This window comes from Streptomyces sp. NPDC059247 (assembly GCF_042754005.1).
In the GTDB taxonomy this organism is placed as follows: Bacteria; Actinomycetota; Actinomycetes; order Streptomycetales; family Streptomycetaceae; genus Streptomyces.
Genome location: NZ_JBHYZW010000006.1, coordinates 46,653 through 66,258 on the forward strand (window position 1 = coordinate 46,653; position 19,606 = coordinate 66,258).

The following is a 19,606-nucleotide window of genomic DNA, read 5'->3' on the forward strand; positions in this document are numbered from 1 at the left end:
TTCCCGGGCCGGACCCTGGCGGGCGGGTCAGCTCTTCTCGAAGCGGAAGCCGACGCCCCGGACGGTGGCGATGTAGCGCGGGTTCGCCGCGTCGTCGCCGAGCTTCTTGCGGAGCCAGGAGATGTGCATGTCGAGGGTCTTGGTGGAGGACCACCAGGTGGTGTCCCAGACCTCGCGCATCAGCTGGTCGCGGGTGACGACCCGGCCCGCGTCCCGGACCAGGACCCGGAGCAGGTCGAACTCCTTGGCGGTGAGCTGGAGCTCCTCGTCGCCCATCCAGGCGCGGTGCGACTCGACGTCGATGCGGACGCCGTGGGTCGAGGGGGCGACGGCGGGCTCGGTGGCGCCGCGCCGGAGCAGGGCCCGGACCCGGGCGAGGAGTTCGGCGAGCCGGAAGGGCTTGGTGACGTAGTCGTCGGCGCCCGCGTCGAGCCCGACGACGGTGTCGACCTCGTCGGCGCGCGCGGTGAGCACCAGGATCGGGACCGTGTGGCCTTCGGCGCGCAGCCGCCGGGCGACTTCGAGTCCGTCCATGCCGGGCAGTCCGAGGTCGAGCACGACCAGATCGACACCGCCCTGGAGTCCGGCGTCGAGGGCGGTGGGGCCGTCCTCGCGGACCTCGACCTCGTACCCCTCTCTCCGCAGGGCGCGGGCCAGCGGTTCCGAGATGGATGCGTCGTCCTCGGCGAGCAGTACACGGGTCATGGGGTGATGGTAGTCGGCGCGGGTACCGGGCAGGGGCGTGATCGGCCGGGCCCGGAGAACGCCTGCGGATCTTGCCGTGGTCGCGCGCGAGACCTTCGAATGTTCCCGTTCGGTTGCGTCACAGCCTGTGATCCATCTCTCAAGTCCTTCCATATCCGACAGTGTCGTGTCGTATGGTGGCGAGACGTCTGTAGCGGTACACGGGGACCTTTGGCCAGTTTCGCGAGCCGAGGTCCTCTTCTGCGTGAGGTCGGCCCTGCCGCACCTTGGAGACGGTGAATGACCTGTGGGCCGGGTTCCGGGACGCGACGACGCGTCTCCCGGGGCGTGGATCCCGGTGGGGCCGCCCGCGGCGCCGCCGGTGCCGGCCTCCCCCACCGGGCGCATCACGCTCACACGGCGCGCGTCCCGACAGAGCAAGGATCGACATGGCGTCCAGCCTGACGACGGCTTCGAGCGGAACCCCTGGTTCCGAGAAGACGTTCCTCGGCCACCCCCGTGGTCTGGCCACCCTCTTCTTCACCGAGATGTGGGAGCGCTTCTCCTACTACGGCATGAGGGCTCTTCTCGTTCTGTACCTGGTCTCCGGCGGCACGGACGCGGCCACCGGCAGCCAGGGCGGCGGCCTCGCCATGACCGCCGCCACGGCCACGGCCATCTACTCCGTGTACGTGTCGATGGTCTACCTGATGGCCATGCCCGGTGGCTGGTTCGGCGACCGCGTCTGGGGCGCCCGCAAGACCGTCGCCATCGCCGGTTTCATCATCATGGCCGGTCACGCCTCGCTGGCCCTGCCGGGCCAGGCGATGTTCTTCGTCGGCCTCGCGCTCGTCGCGGTCGGCTCCGGTCTGCTCAAGGCCAACATCTCCACGATGGTCGGCCACCTGTACAACGGTCCGGACGACCCGCGCCGCGACGGTGGCTTCACGCTCTTCTACGTCGGCATCAACCTGGGCGCCTTCGTGGCCCCGTTCGCCGTCGGCACCCTCGGCGAGAAGGTCAACTGGCACCTGGGCTTCGCCCTCGCGGCCGTCGGCATGGGCGCGGGCCTCGCCTGCTTCCTGGCCTTCACCAAGAGCCTGAGCCCGAAGAGCAACATCGTCCCGAACCCGCTCTCGCCGGAGGAGCGCAAGGGCGTCCTGGTGAAGGCGGCGCTCGTCGTCGCCCTCGCCGCCACGTTCTACGGGGTCGTCGTCGGCCTCGGCATGTACACCCTGAAGTGGGCGCTCGTCCCGATCACCCTCGCCGGTCTGATCATCCCGGTCGCCGTCCTGGTCCGCATCAAGCGCGACAAGGAGCTCGACAAGTCCGAGCAGTCGAAGATGACCGGCTACATCTGGTTCTTCGTCGCCGCCGCCGTCTTCTGGATGATCTACGACCAGGGCGGTTCGACGCTGGCCCTGTTCGCCGACGGCAAGACCGCCGACACCGTCTTCGGCTTCGGCTTCCCGGCCACCTGGTACCAGTCGCTGAACCCGCTGTTCGTGATGTCGCTGGCCCCGGTCTTCGCCTGGCTGTGGCTCTGGCTGGCCCGCAAGAACCAGGAACCGAGCACCGTCGTGAAGTTCGCGATGGGCCTGGTCCTGGTCGGCGCGTCCTTCTTCGTCTTCATCGTCCCGATGAACATGGCGGGCGACGGCACCAAGGTCTCCCCGATGTGGCTCGTCTCGATCTACATGATCCAGACCATCGGTGAGCTGTGCCTCTCCCCCGTCGGCCTCTCCGTCACCACGAAGATGGCGCCGCAGAAGTACGCCTCCCAGATGATGGGCGTCTGGTTCCTCGCGGTCACCGCGGGCGACTGCACCACCGGCCTGCTCTCGCTGGCGGGCGTCGACCTGAACGGGACGGGGGTGATCGCGATGGAAGCCTCCTTGGCCGTCTTCGCGGGCTTCGCGATCTTCATGTACCGCAAGAAGGTCCAAGGTCTGATGGGCGGCGTCCGCTGACGTCGGTCTGATGGGCGGGCGTCCGCCGACGCCTGCCTGATGGGCGGCATCAGCTGGCGCCTGCCTGATGGCGTCCGCTGGCGCCTCCCCCACCCGCTGTACGGCCGTGAGGGCCGCCGCACCCGTCCGGTGCGGCGGCCCTCCGTCGTTCCCGCCCCGTGTCAGCGCCTCAGCCGCGCCCAGGGGGTGAAGGTGAAGACCGCGCCGCCGAGCAGGATCACCGTGCCCGCGACCAGGGCGAGGGCGCGCAGGGCGCCGTCGTCGTCGGCGCCGGTCTGGGCGAGGTCCCCGCCGCCGGAACCGCCGGAGCCGCCGGGGGTCCCGGAGCCGCCGGACGCGGGGTCACCGCCGCCGGAGCCGCCGGTGACCCCGCCCTCCTGCTTGCTGGTGTCCAGCGTGAGGGAGGCCTGGACCGCGCCCTTGACCTGGCACGGGATCTGGATCTTGGAGCTGCCGAGGGTGACGTCGATGGTCAGCGTGCCGGGGCTGAGCGTGGCCTTGCCGGTCGCGCCGGGCCGGTACGTGCCCTTCATGTCCGGCAGGTTCACCGGGTCGCCCATGCCCAGGGCGGTCGCGTTGGGCGGTCCGGTGACCTTCACCGTGCCGTTGTCGGCGCCGCCGACCTTCACCGCCATGGACGCCTTGAGCGCCCCGGCGGGCAGCGGGGCGGGACTGTCCATGACGCCCTTGGCCGTCTTGACCGTGAGGGCGTAGCCACCGCCGTTTCGCCGGGCGTCGATCGTCACCTTCGATTCGATCGCGGCGGGACCGGGGGCCTGGCAGCTGAAGGAGACGGAGACCTCTTTGCCGGGGAAGGAGGTCTGGCCGCCGCTCCCCCCGGAGGAACCGCCGGAGGAACCGCCGGAGGTGGTGGCACCGCCCGTGGTGGTCGTGCCGCCCTTGGTGGTGCCGCCGGACGTGGTCCCGCCCGTGGTGGTCGCCCCCGTGGTGGTGCCGCCGGTCGTGGTGGCTCCCGTTGTGGTGCCCGTCGTCGTACCGCCGGTCGTCGTCGTGCCGCCCGTCGTCGGCGGGCCCCCGCCGTCCGTGACCTTGATGGTCGCGCCGACCGGCGCCGCCGCCTTCGGGGCGCACTTGGTGTCCGTCGACAGCGGCTTGGACACGTTGATCGTGTACTTGCCCGGGGTGAGCGTGACCTCGCCCGCCCTGGTCAGTCTCAGCTTCCCCTTCATCTCGGGCAGCACCATCGGGCTGTTCTTGGGGATCGGCGGGTTCTGCCGGGGCCCCTCCATCGCGACCGTGCCGCTCGCCGCGCCGCCCACGGTGAGGACGCCGGTCGGCTTGACCGTGTCCTTCTCCAGGTCGAGCACGTCGGGGTTCTTCGACGCGGCCTGCACCGTCTTCCAGACGATCTCGACCTCGTCGCCGACCTTCGCCTCCGCCGGAGCCGTGACGAGCACCTTCGTCGTGCCCTGCACGGGCGGAAGCCCGGAGATCGGCGGCGGGACGCACTCCGTCGCGTACGAGATCTCGGCGGCCCCGGCGGGAGCGGCGGAAATCAGGATCCCCGCGCCGCCGAGCACCAGCGCGATCCCGGCCGCGCTCATCCTCCGTTGCGTACTCACGCATGTCCCTTCGTCGTCGGGCTGCTCTCTGGGGCTGACGGTGCGGAGTCAGGACTGAACCACGGCAGGACCGCGGTGCTCTCGGGGTCCCCCGGCTCGCGGGGAACGGGCCCGGCGGGGGTGCGGGGACGGCGCCGGACGGCGGGGAATCCGGCCCCCGCCGGGGAGCGGACGGGCCGGGCGCGGTCCACGACGGCCATCCCGATCCGGAACAGCGCGGCCGGGACGACCACGGCGAGCAGCAGCCAGAAGAGCGTCACGCCCCACGGCCTGCCGACCCCCCACGGCTGCTCGACCAGGACCTTGTCCGCGTACGTCACGGAGACCCGGTAGTCGCCGTGCGCGCCCGCCGCGAGTTCCACCGGGAGCCGCACCCGGGCCTTCTTCCCCGGGGCGACCGTGCCGCGCCACCTGCGTTCCTCGTACTGCGGGGCGAAGACGCCGTGGCCGCTGCCGACCTGGAAGACGGGGTCCTTCACCGGCGTCGGGCCGAGGTTGCCGACGGTGAAGACGATCTCCCGGGAGGGCGGCGCCCCGAACCACACGAGCAGTCCGCCGGAGCCTTCGAGCCGGGCGGCGTCAAGGACGGCGAGCCGCCCGTCGCCGGAGGCCTCGGGGAGCGGGGCGGTGGGGTGCCCGGCGACGGCGAACGCCCGGTCGACGGCGTCCTGCGGTCCGGTGACCCCGGCCACGTGCACCACGCACGGGCAGGGCTTGGGCGGTTCGACGACGGGAAGCTTCGCGCTGAAGCCGCCCCGGGCGTCGACGGTGGCGGCCCGGCCCTCGGCGTTGGCGCAGGAGTTGGTGCCGCCGACGACGCCCCTGCCGGGGGCGCCCTGACCGCAGATCAGCAGCATGAGCAGCGAGCCCGGCCGCCAGCCGCTGCCGCTCACGGTGATCTCGCCGCCCTTGCCGCCCTCCGCCGCCGACAGCTCCACGGCCGGGCCGGGGGCCGCGGTCACGGGCGCGCCGGGCAGCAGCGCGAGGGCCAGGGCCGCGAGGAGGGCGGCGGCCGTACGGATCGTTCTCATGGTGTCGCTCCCGCCGGGGCTCGTGGGATACGGGTCGGGGCGCGCCGCCGCAGTGCCCGTACGGCCCCGGCGGTGGCCGCCAGGAGCAGTGCGGCGGCCCCGGCGAGCGCCGGGCCCGAGGCGAAGGCGGCCCCGGCGCGGGCGGTGGCGGGGCTCGCGCCGGGGGCGGTGGCGGTCAGCAGGACGGTGACGGAGTCGAGCGCGGGCGGGTCGGGCCAGGCTTCGGCGCGGGTGGTCCGCTCGCCGGGGCGGAGGGTCACGGGCAGCGGACGGTCAGGCCGGTCGAGGACGGTGCCGAGGAGCCCTTCGGCCCGTACGGCGAGCCGTGGGGCCAGGACCGTGCTGCCCCGGTTGACCAGGGTGTAGCGCAGGGTGCCGGTGCCGGTGTCGACGCGGACGTCCTCGACGCTGAGCGCGGCGAGGCGCGGGCCGGGGACCCGCAGCCGCAGGTCGACGCGGACCTCGCGGCCGTCGGCGACGGCCCGTACCGTGCCGCGGTGGTCACCGGGCGGGGTGTCGGCGGTGACGGTGACGGCGAAGGGCACGTCGGCGCGGGTCCTGGCGGGCACGGTCACGGACGGCGCGGCGAAGGCCACGGGGGCGCCGCGCCCGCTGAGGCGCACGGTGAGCGGCCGGGCGCCCGGGTTGGTGAGGGACAGGGTGTCCTGGAGGACGCTCCCGGCGGGGCCCTCCAGATAGACGTACGGGCGTCCGGCGGCGGGTGCCGCCGTCCAGGCCAGGTCCCCGGGGGGAGCCGCCGCGACCACGCCGCAGAGGGCGGTCGCGGCGGCCACGAGCCCCGGGCGCGGCGCCGCCCGCATCAGCGTGCCGTGCGCCGCGTGAGCCAGAGGACTCCGGCGGCGCCGGTCAGCAGGACGGTGCCGCCGAGGGTGCCGAGGGCCACGGCGGAGTCGAGGGGGCCGGTTCTCGGCAGTTCGGCGCCGGTTCCTCCGGAGGTTCCGGGGTCGTCGGCGGGCGGCGGGGCGTCGGAGCCGCCCGCCGCGCCGGTCACGTCGAGCACGAGCGAGGGCGCGGGGCTGTTCTCGGCGGTGCAGACGGCGGCGTCCATCCCGAGCGCGTGCACGGTGAGGGTCCCGGCGGTGAAGGTGACCTTGCCGTTCTTCTTCGGGGTGTAGGTACCGGTCAGGGTGCCGATGGCGATGGGGGTGTCGGGTGGGATGGCGGCGGTGTTGGGGGTGCCCTTGACCTTGACGGTGCCGGAGTCGGCGCCGCCGAGGACGAGTTCGGCGCGGGGGGTCATGACGCCCTTGGGGAGTTCGACGGGGCTGTCGGAGACGCCCTTCTCGAAGGACATGGTGATCGTGTACGAGCCGCCGTTCCTCACCGCCTTGATGTCCACGGGCGAGACGGCCTTCTTCGGACCGATCTTCGTCTCGCAGGCGTAGTCGACGTCGACGACGGCCGCGTGGGCGGCCGGGGCGGCGGTCAGCACGACCACGCCCGTCACCGTGGCGGCGGCCGTGAGCGCGGCGGCCGTTCTCCTTCGGTTCGGCACCTTGGACACCGGTAACACCCCTCACCGCAACGTAACTGACGGTCTTTCAGATTGGCCGTCAAGGTACGCCGGAGACTCCACGGAGGGAAGGCAGGGGAACGGGTGGAGTTGTGAAGGTCCTCGAAGCGTCCGGGGGGAGCCGGTCGGGAGGCCCCCGGCGGGGCGGGCGTCGGGGCTGGGCGGCGGGAGGGCGGGGGCGGACCCGGGGCCGGGGCCGGGGCCCGACAGGTGGGCGCCGGTGGGGGGCGCCCGGCGGGTGGGGCCGGAGCGGGGCCGGGCGGGCGCCGACGGAAGCGCGCCCGGCCGGTGGGACCGGAAGGCGGTGGGAAGGCACCCGGCGGGAGGGGGCCGGTGGGAACGGGCCCGGGGCCCGGTGGGAACGGGCCCGGGGCCCGGTGGGCGGGCCCCGGCGGCGAGGCCCGGCGGGTGGGCGGCCCGTGGTGTTCTCGCGCTCGACTTCTAGGCGGGCGAGGCCAGTTCGGCCCAGACCGTCTTGCCCGGGGCGCCGGGGGTGCGTTCGATGCCCCAGTCGAGGCAGAGGCGCTGCACGATGAACATCCCGTGCCCGCCGGGCCGCCCCGAGCGGTGCGGGGTGCGGGGCGCGGGCTGTCCGGCGCCCCGGTCGGTGACTTCGAGGCGCAGCACCTTGGGCAGCCGCAGGACACGGAGGCGCTCGGGGCCCTCGGCGTGCAGACAGGCGTTGGTGACGAGTTCGGAGACGACGAGCAGGACGTCCTCGGCGGCGGCCCTGCGGTCGGCGGTGGCGGCGGGCAGCCACCCCCACTCGTGGAGCGCGGTCCGCGTGAAGTCGCGGGCGAGCGGCACGGTGCCGCTGGTCTCGCCGAGGGCGAGGGTCCGGACGTCGGAAGCTTGGTCCATCAGCGCTTCACCTCACCGATCGACGGGACAAGGGGCAGGACGGGGGCCGTACGGGAGGACGACGCGGTGCCGGGCTCAGCCGCCGGGCAGCGCCGTGGCGAGCGTCTCGTGGAGGGTGAAGACCGCCTCCGCGCCTGTGATGCGGAACACCCGGGCCACCGTGGGGCGCATCGCCACCAGATGGACCCCGCCGCCCGCCGCCTCCGCCCGCAGCCGGGCGGCGAGCAGCACGTTGAGTCCGGTGGAGTCGCAGAACTCCAGGCCCGAGCAGTCGACGACCAGCCGGGACCGCCCCCCGTCGAGCGCCCCGTCGAGGGGGTCGCGCAGCAGGTCGGCGGTGTGGTGGTCGAGTTCGCCGGACGGGGCGAGGAGTTCGCTCGCGCCCACGGTGCGGACCTCGACCCGCAGCCGCGCGGGCGGTGCGCTGCCGATGTGCTCGCGGTCCATGGCCGTGCCTCTTCTCGCTCTCGCGGATGCCGACTGACGTGTCACGAACCCTACAAGCGAGACCCCCTTCCGCGCACACAAGGTCCACCACATATCAGGACAAAGCGAATTGTCGACACTTGCGGGCCCCCGTGTCGAACAGGTAGGGCTAGTAAGGAACATCCGACACGACCGGCCTCGGAGGCGCCGCAAACCGCAGCAGAGAACCCCGCGAAGGAGACCCATGTCACCCCGGCTCGACGCCCCGCGTACCCCCGACGCGCCGTCGGCAGCAGTCACCCTCGACCACCCGGCAGGCCCCCCTGCTCCTCCCGCCGGCCACCCCGCCGACCGGATCCTCGACGAGCTGGCGGAGCGCCCCCTCGACCGTGTCGGACCGGTCGACGCGCGGGCCCTGTCGAAGCAGCTCTTCGCCCGGCTCGCCGAGCTGGAGGAGGGCACCCACGACCACGCGTACGTCCGCAACACCCTCGTCGAACTCAACCTGGCCCTGGTGAGGTTCGCGGCCTCCCGGTTCGGCAGCCGCAGCGAGCCGATGGAGGACATCGTCCAGGTCGGCACCATCGGCCTCATCAAGGCGATCGACCGCTTCGAGCTCAGCCGCGGCGTGGAGTTCCCCACGTTCGCGATGCCGACCATCATCGGCGAGATCAAGCGCTTCTTCCGCGACACCTCCTGGTCCGTGCACGTGCCCCGCAGGCTCCAGGAGCTCCGCCTCGACCTCGCCAGGGCGGGCGACTCGCTCGCCCAGCGCCTCGACCGCTCCCCCACCGTGGCCGAACTCGCCGAGGAACTGGGGATCACGCCCGAGGAGGTCGTCGAGGGCATGAGCGCGAGCAACGCCTACACCGCGAGCTCGCTGGACGCCCAGCCCGCCGAGGAGGACGGCGGAGGCGGTGAGGCCACGCTCGCCGACCGGCTCGGCTACGAGGACCACGGCCTCACCGGCATCGAGTACATCGCCTCCCTGAAGCCGATGATCGCCTCGCTGCCCGCCCGCGAACGGCACATCCTCTCCCTCCGCTTCGTCTCCAACCTGACCCAGTCGGAGATCGGCACGGAGCTCGGCATCTCCCAGATGCACGTGTCCCGGCTGCTCGCCCGCACCCTCGCGAAGCTCCGCCGGGGGCTCACTCTGGAGGAATGACCTCCACCGCCTCCCCCGAGCCGCCAGACTGGCCGCGGAAAGGGCCCGTTCACGGTCTGCCGACCCGGACGGGCCCTTCCGCGCGACCGGAGGCCGTCGTCGACGCGCCCTCCGGGTCCGGGACACATCGAGCCCGGGGGCTCAGGGGGGAGACACATGCTTTCCGCGTACGCGGACCTGGAAGGACGTATGCGCGGGCGGCTCGGGGGCCGGGAGTGCCTCTACGTGCCGTCGTGCCGCTTCGGCCTCTACCTCGCGCTGCGCCACTGGTGCCCGCCCGGCGGCCGGGTGCTGATGTCACCGGTCAACGACGACGTCATCCTCTTCGTCGTCCTCGCCGCCGGGCTCCGCCCCGTCCAGGCGCCGCTGGACCCGCTCGACGGCTCCCTCGACGTCTCCGCCGTGCCCGACACCGTCTGGCGCGGACTGTCCGCCGTCCTCACCACCAATCTGTACGGCAACCCCGACCCGGCCCCCGAACTCCGCGCGCGCTGCGACCGGTTCGGCATCCCACTGATCGAGGACGCGGCCCACGCCATCGGCTCCACCGTCGGCGGACGCCCGGTCGGCGGCCACGGCGAGGCCTCCGTGTTCAGCCTCTCCAAGCACGCCGCCGCCAGGACCGGCGGCTTCCTCACCTTCGCCGACCCGGCCCACCGCGCCGAACTCACCGCCGCCCGGGACGCGTTGCTCCACCCGACCCGCGCCACCGCCGAACTCGCCCATCTGACGCGCCCGTACGCCGAGTCCGCGCTGCGCGCACTGCGCCTCACCGGAACCGCCCGCGCGGCCTTCCGGCTGCTCGGTCTGGACGAACGGGCGGGCATCCGGATGCCGTTGCGCCCCGACGAACTGAAACAGGCCCTGCCCGAGGCCCCCGCCCTCGCCCCCTTCCACTCCTGGGTCCGGGTCGACCTGCACGACTACCGGCTGCGGCCCGGCCCCGGCAGGCTCCGCCGCACCGCCCGCGCACTCGCCGCGCTCGACTCCGTGCTCGACGCCCATCGGGCGGGCACCGCACGGCTGTCGGCCAGCGAGTACGCGGACGGGCGGGCCGGTGCGCGGGCGCCGCAGCCGCTGTTCCGGGTCCCGCTGCTCGTCACGGACCGGGACGCGGCCGTCGCCGCCCTCGCCCGGCACCGGATCACCACCGGCTACCTCTACGATCCGCCGCTCGACACCTACGCGGGCGAGGTCTTCACCGACCCCTCGCCCGATCCGGCACCCGCCGCCTGGTTCGCCCGGCACGCCCTGCCGGTGGACCCGCGCCGCGCCGACCGGGCCCTCGCCGTCCTGCGCGCCTCCGGCATCACCCCGGCCCGGCCCCCGGCCCGCCCCGGCGGCGCCCGGTGACCGACACCGTACGACCGCCGGGCCCGGAGGGGACGGGCACCGGCCCGGCGCCCGCGCGCGGAGGAGCGGAGGACGGCCCGGCGCCCGTACGCCGAGGGGCCGAGGACGGTCCGGCGGACGACGGCCGGTCCACGGCCCCGGACCGGGACGGCCCCGGCACCGGTGCCGCCGCCGACGGCCCCGCGTCCGGCTCCGGCTCCGATTCCGACGAGCGCTCCGGCTCCGGCTCCGGCTCCGACGAGCGCTCCATGTTCCGCAACGCGTACGCCCTGATGCTCTCCACCGGCGTGTCCGCCGCCCTCGGCCTCGGCTTCTGGCTGGTCGCCGCCCGCCACTACTCGGAGGAGGCCGTCGGCCAGGGCTCCGCCGCCATCGCCGCCCAACGGCTCCTCGCCTCCCTCACCGCGACCACCATGATCGGCGCCGTCGTCCGGTACGTGCCCCGGGCCGGACGCGCCACCGGACCCCTCGTCCTGCGCCTCTACCTGGTCAGCAGCGTCGTCGTCACCGTGGCCTGCGTCGGCTTCCTGCTCACCCTCGACCTGTGGGGCCCCTCGTACGCCCCCCTCGGCACCCTCTCCGCCGGGATCTTCTTCACCGCCTCCTGCGTCGGCTGGGCGCTCCTCACCCTCCAGGACGGCGTCCTCACCGGGCTCAGACGGGCGGTCTGGGTCCCCGTCGGCAACGCCGTCTTCTCGCTCGGCAAGCTGGTCCTGCTCGTCGTCCTCGCCGCCGGGGTGCCGGTGCTCGGCGTCTTCGTCTCCTGGTCCGCCGCGATCGCGCTGTCCGTGCTGCCGCTGGGCTGGCTCCTCTTCCGGCGGCTCATCCCCCGGCAGGCGCGCGCCGACCGCGACCGCCGCCCGCCCCGGCTGCGCGAGATCGGCCGCTTCATGGCCGGGGACTCCGTCGGCGCGCTCTTCAGCCTCGCCATGATCAACCTGCTGCCGGTGATGGTCGCCGTCCGCTTCGACGCCGCCCACAACGCCTTCTTCTACACCGCGTACACCGTCGGCGGCACGATGGAGTTCATGGCCATCAACATGGCCTCCTCGCTCACCGCGCACGCCTCCCACAGCCCCGAGTCCCTCGCCGAGGGCGTCCGGGGCGCGCTGCGCCGGATGGCGCTGCTCCTCGTCCCCGTCGTCCTCGTCCTCGTCGTCCTCGCCCCGCTGGTCCTGGCCCCCTTCGGGCCCGACTACGCCGAGCAGGGCACGACCGTGCTCCGGCTGCTCGCCGCCGCCGCGCTGCCCCGTGTCGTGGTGGAGCTGTACATCGGCGTGCTGCGCGTGCAGGGCCGTACGGGCGTCCTCGCCCTGCTCCAGGGCACCATGTGCGTCCTGGTGCTCGGCGGCGCGACGCTCCTCCTCGGGACCGTCGGCATCGCGGGCGCCGGAATCGCCGTCCTCGTCTCCATGACGCTGATGGCGGCGGTGTCGGCGCCCGGTCTGCGGGCCGCGCTCAAGGGGTGGGCCGCCCCCGAGCCGCCCCGGGAGCCCGCCCGGACGAAGCCCCGCGCGGAGGACGGCTACGGCACCGACTGGGCCCGGGAGAGCGCCTATCTGCGGGGGGCGCACGACTCGGTGACGCCCGCGTTCGGGATTCCCGTGTACGTGGCGGGGCCGGACGGCGACGGCACGGCGGGCCGGACGGGGCCCCCGGACCCTCCGGCGGGGGCGGCCGTCCCGGACCGGGCGGCGCGGCTGCTGTGGCCGCTCCTCGCGGTGACGGCCGCGCTGTTCTGGCTCCCGCTCGTCCGGTCCGGCGCACCGGCCGTGACCCGTCTGTCGGGGACGGAACTGCTCGCCGCGCTGCCGCCGCCGACGCTCGGCGCGGGGCTGCTCCTCGTCGCGCTCCAGGGCGTGTCCGTCGCGCTGCGGCGCTTCCGGCCGGTCTTCGCCGGAGCGGTCCTGCTGGCGACCTTCCTCGCCCTGCACACCGCGCCCCCGCTGCTCGGGCTGCGCCCGGCGGACGCGGCGGGAGCGGGCGCCGCGCTGCTCGGCGGCGGGGCGGACCGGGCCGCCGCGCCGATCGCGCTCCAGGCGCTGTGCCTGCTGCTCGTGGTGGTGCTGCTGCGGGTGGCCGGTGCGGGCCCCCGGGTCACCGCCGGGGCGGTGTGGGTCCTGGTCTGGGCGGGCTGGGCGGGCCAGCAGGGCTTCGCCGCGGCCCCGCTCCCCCTCTTCCTCGGCCTGGCCGGGGGCACGATGGCGGTGTGCGCGTTCCGCGGGCTGACGTCGGGCCGGGGAACGCCGGGCCGGGGCTGACGTCGGGGCCGTACCGACACCGGGCCGGGCCCCCGCTCACGTACGGGACGGACCCGGGGCGCGTACGGGACGGGCCCGGTGTCACCGGTCGTCGCCGGAGCCCCGCGCGCGGAACCGGAAGGTCCCGGAACCCTCCGGTTCGGCCGCGCCCCGGGTGGCGGCGGGCAGCGGCAGCCCCGGCAGGAAGGCGACGACGGTGGTGAAGGCGGCGAGCGGCACCAGGAACGCGGGCACGGAGAAGCTCCCGGCCAGGAAGAGGAGGGTGGCCACGAGCGAGGCGAGGGAGAGGCTGATCGGCGCGGCCAGCGCGAACGACTCCAGCCGGGCGCCGGGCCGCAGCCCGCGCGGCTGCGGGTGGAGCAGGGCGGCGCCGGGCCCGAGACAGACGAAGAGCAGCACGGCGAGCCAGCGCGGCGGCGAGCCGTCCGGCAGCAGGGTCGCCGCCAGGGCCACCCACCCGGAGGCCGCGACGGCCGCCCTGATCCGGTTCGGGGACGCGTTCACGGTGCACCGCCTGAGGTGGAGGGGGACTTCGGGGTGGAGGAGGGCTTCGGCGTGGAAGAGGACTTCGGGCCGGAAGGGGGCTTCGGGGCGGAGGGTGGCTTCGGGGTGTACGCGAGGACGATGCCGTACGGCTCCTCCTCGACGGTCGTGAAGAGCGGGGACGCCTTCAGCCGGGTGCGCAGGACCGCGAAGCCGCCCGGGGGCAGCAGTCCCTCACCCGCCGTGTAGATGTCCTGGGTGCGGGTGAGGACGATGTGCGCGGTGGCACCGCGCGGGATGCGGTCGGCGAGGTAGCGGGCCGGGTCCGCGAGCATCTTCTCGTTCTCCGGCAGCTCCTGCTCGGCGAAGAACCAGTGCTCGACCTGGTCGTAGCGGTGCAGCGCCCGGGGGAAGGACCCGGAGGTGGCGAGGAGCAGACCGCCCTCGGGCAGCCGGTCGATGGCCCGGGTGACGAGCCGCGTCTCGGCGGGCGGGGTGTAGTACATCGCGTCCTTGCCGTAGTACGCGGGGAGGAACCCGGCCAGCAGGACGACGAGGACCACCGGCAGGGCCACCGCCGTCGCCCTGCGGCGGACGACCGCGCCCCGGCTGCGGCGGGCCCCGGCCGCGGCGGGCACGAGCGCCGCCGCGGCGAAGAAGGCGGCGCCCGGCAGCCCGAACAGATAGACCCTGAACAGCATTTCGCCGCCGTAGTCGTTGACCGCGAAGAGCGGGACGGGCGCGGCCGAGACGAGCAGCAGCGGCAGCGCGCCCCGGGTCAGCCTGCGGCGGGCGAGCACGGCGACGCCCGCGAGCAGGACGATGGCCAGGGCCATCGCGATCCCGGCCCGTCCCGCCAGTTCGGGCCCGGGTCCGGTGAGCTGACCCGCGTATCCGGCACGGGAGTTCTGGGTCAGCCTGCCGATCGATTCGCGCAGGGTGCCGAGGGTCTCCATGAACAGCGGCCGGCCCATGGTGAGGTCCCAGAGGAGCATCAGACCCGCCGCGACGGCCAGCAGTCCGTAGTTGCGGTAGCGGCGGGTGAGGGTGAGCGCGGCCAGGGACATGCAGAGCATCACCGGGGTGAGCTGGTGGACCGCGTTGACCGCCAGGATCAGCGGGGCGAGGATCGCCGCGCAGACCGCCCGCTGCCGGGTGGTGGTCGGCGGCGGCACGGTCGCCGCCGCCGGGTCGAGGTGCGCCCGGTCGCGCAGCCGCCCCGCCGAACCGGGCCGCACGAAGTGCCGCAGCACGACGGCGAGCACGGTCAGGTGCAGGATGTACGCGAGGCCCTGCGGCGCCAGATAGTCCTGGCCGACCCAGTTGGCGAGCTGGAAGATCCACACGGCGGTCCACACCAGCCGCCAGTCCTCGGTGAAGGTGCGGTAGATCAGCACGAGCACGGGCAGGGCTATCAGACCGAGGACGATCGGCGCCCAGTTGAGGTAGGCGGCGGTGCTGTCGACGCCGAAGGCGCGGACGAGGCCCGCGTTCAGGGTGAAGAAGCCCGGCCACTGGTCGTAGGCGGACATGTTCCCGGACAGGGCGGCGTGCGGGCGCAGTTCGCCCGCCCCGAGGAGGGTGTCGACGACGGCGTCGTGCTTGGACGCCCAGGGGTAGCGCGCGGAGTCGTACAGCACGGCCGGGACGGCCTTGAGGGCGACGAGCAGCGCGACGCAGTAGACGAGCGGCCAGCCCGGCGAGGTCCCGGCCCGCCGCAGCGTGACCAGGAATCCGGCGGTGAGCACGAGCAGGGACGCGTAGAAGGGGACGGGCAGCCGGTCCAGGAGCCCGTAGTCGGCCATGGAACGGAAGTCGGTCAGGGGCAGGGCCAGGCCCCAGAGCCCGAGGCCGAGCACCAGGAGGGCGGGCGGCAGCCAGGGGAGGTCGGGCGTTCCGGTGCGGGGCGGGCGCGCCCCGGCCGGGCGGGCGGGCGCCCGGTGGGGGTGCGGACCGGGATCCGGGGCGGCGGGTCGCGCGGGCACGCCGCCTCCGGTGACCGGTCCTGGCCCATGGTGCTGCACGGTTCCCTCTCCCCCCACCGCTCCCCCGGTGGAGCGGGAGACGGCGCCTCGGTCCTGTGTTTCGGTGCGGTGTTCCGGTGCGGTGTCCTGGTGCGGCGGGTCGGTGCGGTGCTCCGGCGTCGCGCTCCGGTGCGGCGGTCGGTCCTGTGGGTGATCCGACTCCCGCTCGAAGAAAGGGAGTCGACGTATCTCTGGATCCCGGCCCCGGCCCTCTCAGCCCGCGAACTCCCGGCCCTTCACCAGGGCGCGGGCCCTGCGGTACGCGCGCCAGCCGACGGTCGGCAGCGAGTCGGGGTACGGGGCGGCCCGCGCGCCCCGGCCCTCCATCCACCGCTCCACGTCGGCGACGGTGTGGCTCCTGCGGACGATGAGCCGGGCGATCCGGAAGGGTTCGTCGGCCGTGGAGCTGAGCGCGTGCCGGACGGCGACGGCGGACGCGTATCCGGCGGCCCGCGCGGCCCGTCGCACGGCGGGGCTGTTGTAGCCGTGCGGATAGGCGAGATGGCGCACCTCGTGCCCGACGACGTCCTCCAGGAGCGCCTTGGGGTCGCGGAGTTCGCGGCGGAGCGCGCCCGGCGGGAGGGTGTCGAGCTGCGGGTGGGTGGCGGTGTGGGCGCCGATCTCGATCCCGTACCGCTCCAGGCCCGGGACCTGCGCCAGGGTCATCATCGGCGCGGGCGGCAGCAGACAGGGCAGGCCCGGGGTGATGGCCCCGGTGGTCAGGTAGGCGGTGGCCGGGAGGCTCCGGGAGGCCAGTGCCTCGGCGGTCGGCCCGGCGAGGTCCGCGAAGCCGTCGTCGAAGGTGAGGACGACCGGCCGGGGCGGCAGCGGGGTCCCGGCGGTGAGGTGCCCGACGAGGGTCCCGACGGTGAGCGGGGTCCGCCCGCCGGTGGCGATCACGTCGAGCTGGCGCGCGAACTCCCTTGGTTCGACGGTGAATTCGGCGATCCAGTCGGGCGGATCGGCCATGACCGCGTGGTAGAGGAGGACGGGTACGCGGGCAGGGAGGGGTGCCCCTCTCATCGGTCTCCTCCCTTCGGGCGGGCCGTGCCGGTCGCGCGGGTCCGCAGATAGCCGACGGGCCCGTAGAGCATCCCGCGCCGCTCCAGCCGGGAGAGGCTGCGGGGCCAGGGGTGCCGGTGGGCGCCGTGCTCCCCGGGGACCGCGCCGCCGCCGGGGTCCGCGCCGCGCCGGGCGGTCATCGTCCGGGCGTGGGCGAGGCCGCGCGGCAGCCTGGCGAGCAGCGCGGGCAGCAGCCGGGGGGTGCGGACCAGGATCGCGGTGAGGTACGCGGTGAGGCCCGCGCCGTAGCCGTACGCCTGGTTCCGCAGATCCTGCCAGGTGTCGCGGTGGTGGTGCCAGACCAGTGCGTCGGCGGTGTACCGCAGGCGGTGCCCGGCGGCGAGGACGGCCACGAAGGCGTACAGGTCGTCGCCGCCCCTCGCCGCCGTCCCGGTGCCGGTCGCCGGGTCGAAGCCGCCCGCCCGGCGCAGTGCCTCGACGCGGAACGCCATGTTGGCGCCGGAGCCGAAACCGCCCGCCGTGAAGGGGAACAGCGGCTCGTCGGCGGGGGGCCGTGCCGGGTCGTACGTCCGGGGCGCGAAGCCCTTCGCGAAGCCGCCGTGCGCTTCGAGGAGGATCTGCGCGGGGGTGGCGAGCCGGGCGGGCAGGATCAGGCCGGTCACGCAGCCGAGACCGGGGTCGTCCGCGAACGGGCGGGTGAGCGCGGTCAGCCAGTGCGGGTCGGCGATCACGTCGTCGTCGGTGAAGGCGACGACGGGGCCTCCGGCGGCGGCGAGCCCGGTGTTGTGGGCGACGGCGAGCCCGGGGACGTCCTCGCGGAGGTACCGGACCCGGTCGGCGTACCGCAGGGTGACCAGGTCGTGGGTGGCGGTGGTGCGGGGCGCGTTGTCGACGACGATCAGCTCGAAGTCCGGGTGGTCCTGCGCGAGGAGCGAGTCGAGGGCGCGGGCGAGCCGCTCGGTCCGCTCCCGGGTGGCGACCACGACGGAGGCGCGGGGCGGAACGGCCCGGTCGTCGGTGGGGCGGGCGGCGGCGAGCCGTTCGGCGTCGGTGCGGGGGGTGCGGGCGTCCGCGAGCCGGGGCCGGGCGAGGGCGGCGAGGACCTCGGCGGGGTCCTCGCCCCCGGCGACCGTCCCGACGACGGTGGCGGCGGGACGGCCCCGGAGCCGTACGAGCGCGAGGACGTCCCCGGGCACGACGGGCGGCGGCCCGCCGGGCACGGCCCGGAACCCGAGCACGGCCCCGTCGGGCCCGTCGAGATCCAGCTCGACGACGGACATCGGCCGGGGCTCGGGACGACTCATCGACGGTGACTCCACGAACGGGAAGGGACGACGAAGACGACGCCCCCGGAGCCGCGCCTCGATCGCCGGAACGGGACCGGACGGGGACGCGGTACCGGTACCGGGAGCGGGACCGGGCGCGGGCGGGGGCTCGGGGACGGCAGCGGGACCGGGCGGGGGTCCGAGGGCCGGAGCGGGACCGGTCACGGACCCGGGCGCCGGAGCGGGACCGGTCACGGACCCGAGGACCGGACCGGAAGCGCGTACGGCCCCGGCGGCGGATGCCGGACCCCTCGCGGGCTCAGGGACCGGAACAGGGCCAGCCACCGACCCGGGCACCGGGACAGGGGCGCGCACGAGCCCGGCGGCGAGTGTCGGGCCGCGTACGAGCCCGGGAACCGGAGCAGGACCGGCCACCGACCCGGGCACCGGACCGGGACTGGTCACAGACCCGAGCGCCGGACCGGAAGCGCGTACGGCCCCGGCGACGGATGCCGGACCCCTCGCGGGCTCAGGGGCCGGAGCAGGATCCGCCACCGACCCGGGCGCCGGAGCGGGACCGGCCTCGGGTGCGGCGACGGGGACGGCCGTCGGCGCGTCGGCGGGGACGGCCGTCGGCGCGTCGGCGGGGACGGCCGTCGGCGCGTCGGCGGGGACGGCCGTCGGCGCGTCGGTGGGAGTGGCCATCGCACCCGTCACCGTGCCGGGTCCTTCGGTCGGCCCGGTACCTGGTCCGGCGGGGGGCTCGGGCGGGGCCACCGGCCCGTCAACGGGGGGTCCTCAGGCGGGCGAGGGTGTTGAGGGCGGTGCGGCCACGGGCGGCGAGGGCCGGGCGGGCGCGCACGAAGGCGTGGGCCCGCCGGAGCGGCTCCCGGCGCAGCCAGTGCAGCGCCGCCCGCGCGCCGGGCCGGACGACGGCCCCCTCGTACACGGTCAGCTCCCCCGTCTTCAGGGCGTCCTTGTACTCGGCGTCGCCGCGCCCCAGGTCGAGCAGCCCGATCCCGGCGGCGGCGGCGGCCTCCGCCATCCGCAGGTGCAGCACCAGACCGGGCGAGAACCTGGCGAACTCGGGGTCGTACGCGGGGAACCAGCAGGACAGCACGGTCGCCGACCGCAGCCCGAAGTGCGCGGCGACCGGCCGCTCCCCCGCGTACAGCACGGACAGGACACCGGAACAGCCGGGCGCCCTGAGCCCGTGCAGACCCCGGACCAGGGTCCTGATCCACTCCTCGGCGAACCGGTCGCGGCGGCCGGTCCTGCGGTACTGCGCGGACTTCCACTCCATGAGGGTGCGCAGGGCCGCCGGATCGCGCTCGTCGAAGACGAACCGGAGCTTCCCTTCCGCCTGCCGCCCGAGCCTGCGTTCCTTGGCGAGCGTGGTCCGCAGGAACTTGGGCGACCGGACGCGCAGCAGGGCCTCGTAGGCCGCGTACCCCGCGCCGACGTCGATCACGGGCGAGGTGAACGCCTCGGCCGCCGCGCCCTGGAAGACGGGCTGCCCGTCCTCCAGATTGTCGAACGCCCAGTCCACGAGCCCGCAGTGGCGCAACAGGGCCCGCGCGCCGGGCCGCAGACCGGGCCGCAGCACGGCACCCTGACTGTCGGAGACACCGAGCCCGATCGCCCGCCCCTGCCCCAACGGGCCCTTCTCGTAAGGGAAGAAGCCGACGGGTTCATCGCCCTCCCACCAGACGGCGACCCGTGACCGGGGCCGTACCCCGGCGACCGCCCGGGTGAACTCCGGTTCCATGAAGGGATTCCCGGGCGCTCCGGACGCGGCCCGCAGCGCGCGCCAGGCCGCGACCTCGCGCGCGCCCAGCTCGCCCGCCCCCACGATCCGTACGCGGACAGCGCTCACCCTGCCGACCCCCCGGTCCTCCCCCGCGTCCTGCCAGGACAGGACGGTACCCGTCCACCGCCCG

At 74.9% G+C, this 19,606-nt stretch carries 16 protein-coding genes; 4 read left to right on the top strand and 12 right to left on the bottom strand.

The annotated features are described in order from the left end of the window. Positions 1 to 27: 27 nt before the first annotated feature. A complete protein-coding gene (locus tag ACFXGN_RS13780) occupies positions 28 to 705 on the bottom strand; it encodes a response regulator transcription factor (protein ID WP_384857834.1) in 678 nt (225 codons plus the stop codon). A gap of 428 nt (positions 706 to 1,133) precedes the next feature. Here ACFXGN_RS13780 and ACFXGN_RS13785 point away from each other — a divergent pair, with 428 nt between their 5' ends. After that, the gene (locus ACFXGN_RS13785) at positions 1,134 to 2,654 is read left to right on the top strand and encodes a peptide MFS transporter (RefSeq protein WP_384857837.1); all 1,521 of its coding nucleotides are present in this window, start codon (positions 1,134 to 1,136) and stop codon (positions 2,652 to 2,654) included. Between the two features lie 161 nt (positions 2,655 to 2,815). Here ACFXGN_RS13785 and ACFXGN_RS13790 read toward each other — a convergent pair whose 3' ends face one another. The 6 genes from ACFXGN_RS13790 to ACFXGN_RS13815 all read right to left on the bottom strand — a co-directional run bounded on the left by ACFXGN_RS13790 (position 2,816) and on the right by ACFXGN_RS13815 (position 8,110). Continuing rightward, complete coding sequence (locus ACFXGN_RS13790) at positions 2,816 to 4,219, bottom strand: hypothetical protein (protein ID WP_384857839.1); 1,404 nt, start codon at positions 4,217 to 4,219, stop codon at positions 2,816 to 2,818. 14 nt (positions 4,220 to 4,233) lie between these two features. Further along, entirely contained in the window at positions 4,234 to 5,268 is a 1,035-nt protein-coding gene (locus tag ACFXGN_RS13795; RefSeq protein ID WP_384857841.1) for a hypothetical protein, read from the bottom strand. Then, entirely contained in the window at positions 5,265 to 6,089 is an 825-nt protein-coding gene (locus ACFXGN_RS13800; protein WP_384857844.1) for a hypothetical protein, read from the bottom strand. The genes ACFXGN_RS13795 and ACFXGN_RS13800 overlap by 4 nt, the downstream gene beginning before the upstream one ends. Further along, positions 6,089 to 6,784 carry a peptidase gene (locus ACFXGN_RS13805; RefSeq protein ID WP_384858528.1) on the bottom strand — a complete coding sequence of 232 codons (696 nt, stop codon included), beginning with the start codon at positions 6,782 to 6,784 and terminating at the stop codon, positions 6,089 to 6,091. Before ACFXGN_RS13805 ends, ACFXGN_RS13800 begins: the two co-directional genes overlap by 1 nt. A 459-nt stretch (positions 6,785 to 7,243) precedes the next feature. Continuing rightward, the gene (locus ACFXGN_RS13810; protein WP_351791560.1) at positions 7,244 to 7,663 is read right to left on the bottom strand and encodes an ATP-binding protein; all 420 of its coding nucleotides are present in this window, start codon (positions 7,661 to 7,663) and stop codon (positions 7,244 to 7,246) included. 75 nt (positions 7,664 to 7,738) lie between these two features. After that, positions 7,739 to 8,110: an STAS domain-containing protein gene (locus ACFXGN_RS13815; RefSeq protein ID WP_384857847.1), complete on the bottom strand. Its 372-nt coding sequence runs from the start codon at positions 8,108 to 8,110 to the stop codon at positions 7,739 to 7,741. A 223-nt stretch (positions 8,111 to 8,333) separates the two neighbouring features. Here ACFXGN_RS13815 and ACFXGN_RS13820 point away from each other — a divergent pair, with 223 nt between their 5' ends. The 3 genes from ACFXGN_RS13820 to ACFXGN_RS13830 all read left to right on the top strand — a co-directional run bounded on the left by ACFXGN_RS13820 (position 8,334) and on the right by ACFXGN_RS13830 (position 12,871). Next, a complete protein-coding gene (locus ACFXGN_RS13820; protein WP_384857850.1) occupies positions 8,334 to 9,257 on the top strand; it encodes an RNA polymerase sigma factor SigF in 924 nt (307 codons plus the stop codon). Between the two features lie 156 nt (positions 9,258 to 9,413). After that, on the top strand, positions 9,414 to 10,610 hold the full coding sequence (locus ACFXGN_RS13825) for a DegT/DnrJ/EryC1/StrS family aminotransferase (protein ID WP_384857852.1): 1,197 nt from the start codon (positions 9,414 to 9,416) through the stop codon (positions 10,608 to 10,610). Next, entirely contained in the window at positions 10,607 to 12,871 is a 2,265-nt protein-coding gene (locus ACFXGN_RS13830; RefSeq protein ID WP_384857855.1) for a lipopolysaccharide biosynthesis protein, read from the top strand. Before ACFXGN_RS13825 ends, ACFXGN_RS13830 begins: the two co-directional genes overlap by 4 nt. Before the next feature lie 81 nt (positions 12,872 to 12,952). Here ACFXGN_RS13830 and ACFXGN_RS13835 read toward each other — a convergent pair whose 3' ends face one another. The 5 genes from ACFXGN_RS13835 to ACFXGN_RS13855 form a co-directional block, all read right to left on the bottom strand. Further along, complete coding sequence (locus tag ACFXGN_RS13835) at positions 12,953 to 13,375, bottom strand: hypothetical protein (protein WP_384857857.1); 423 nt, start codon at positions 13,373 to 13,375, stop codon at positions 12,953 to 12,955. Then, positions 13,372 to 15,339 carry a hypothetical protein gene (locus ACFXGN_RS13840; protein WP_384857860.1) on the bottom strand — a complete coding sequence of 656 codons (1,968 nt, stop codon included), beginning with the start codon at positions 15,337 to 15,339 and terminating at the stop codon, positions 13,372 to 13,374. The genes ACFXGN_RS13835 and ACFXGN_RS13840 overlap by 4 nt, the downstream gene beginning before the upstream one ends. Before the next feature lie 252 nt (positions 15,340 to 15,591). Beyond that, entirely contained in the window at positions 15,592 to 16,401 is an 810-nt protein-coding gene (locus ACFXGN_RS13845; protein WP_384857863.1) for a polysaccharide deacetylase family protein, read from the bottom strand. Next, a complete protein-coding gene (locus ACFXGN_RS13850; RefSeq protein WP_384857866.1) occupies positions 16,398 to 17,705 on the bottom strand; it encodes a glycosyltransferase in 1,308 nt (435 codons plus the stop codon). The genes ACFXGN_RS13845 and ACFXGN_RS13850 overlap by 4 nt, the downstream gene beginning before the upstream one ends. Before the next feature lie 745 nt (positions 17,706 to 18,450). Beyond that, positions 18,451 to 19,542, bottom strand: a complete 1,092-nt coding sequence (locus ACFXGN_RS13855) for a GNAT family N-acetyltransferase (RefSeq protein WP_384857869.1) — start codon at positions 19,540 to 19,542, stop codon at positions 18,451 to 18,453. Positions 19,543 to 19,606 lie beyond the last annotated feature (64 nt).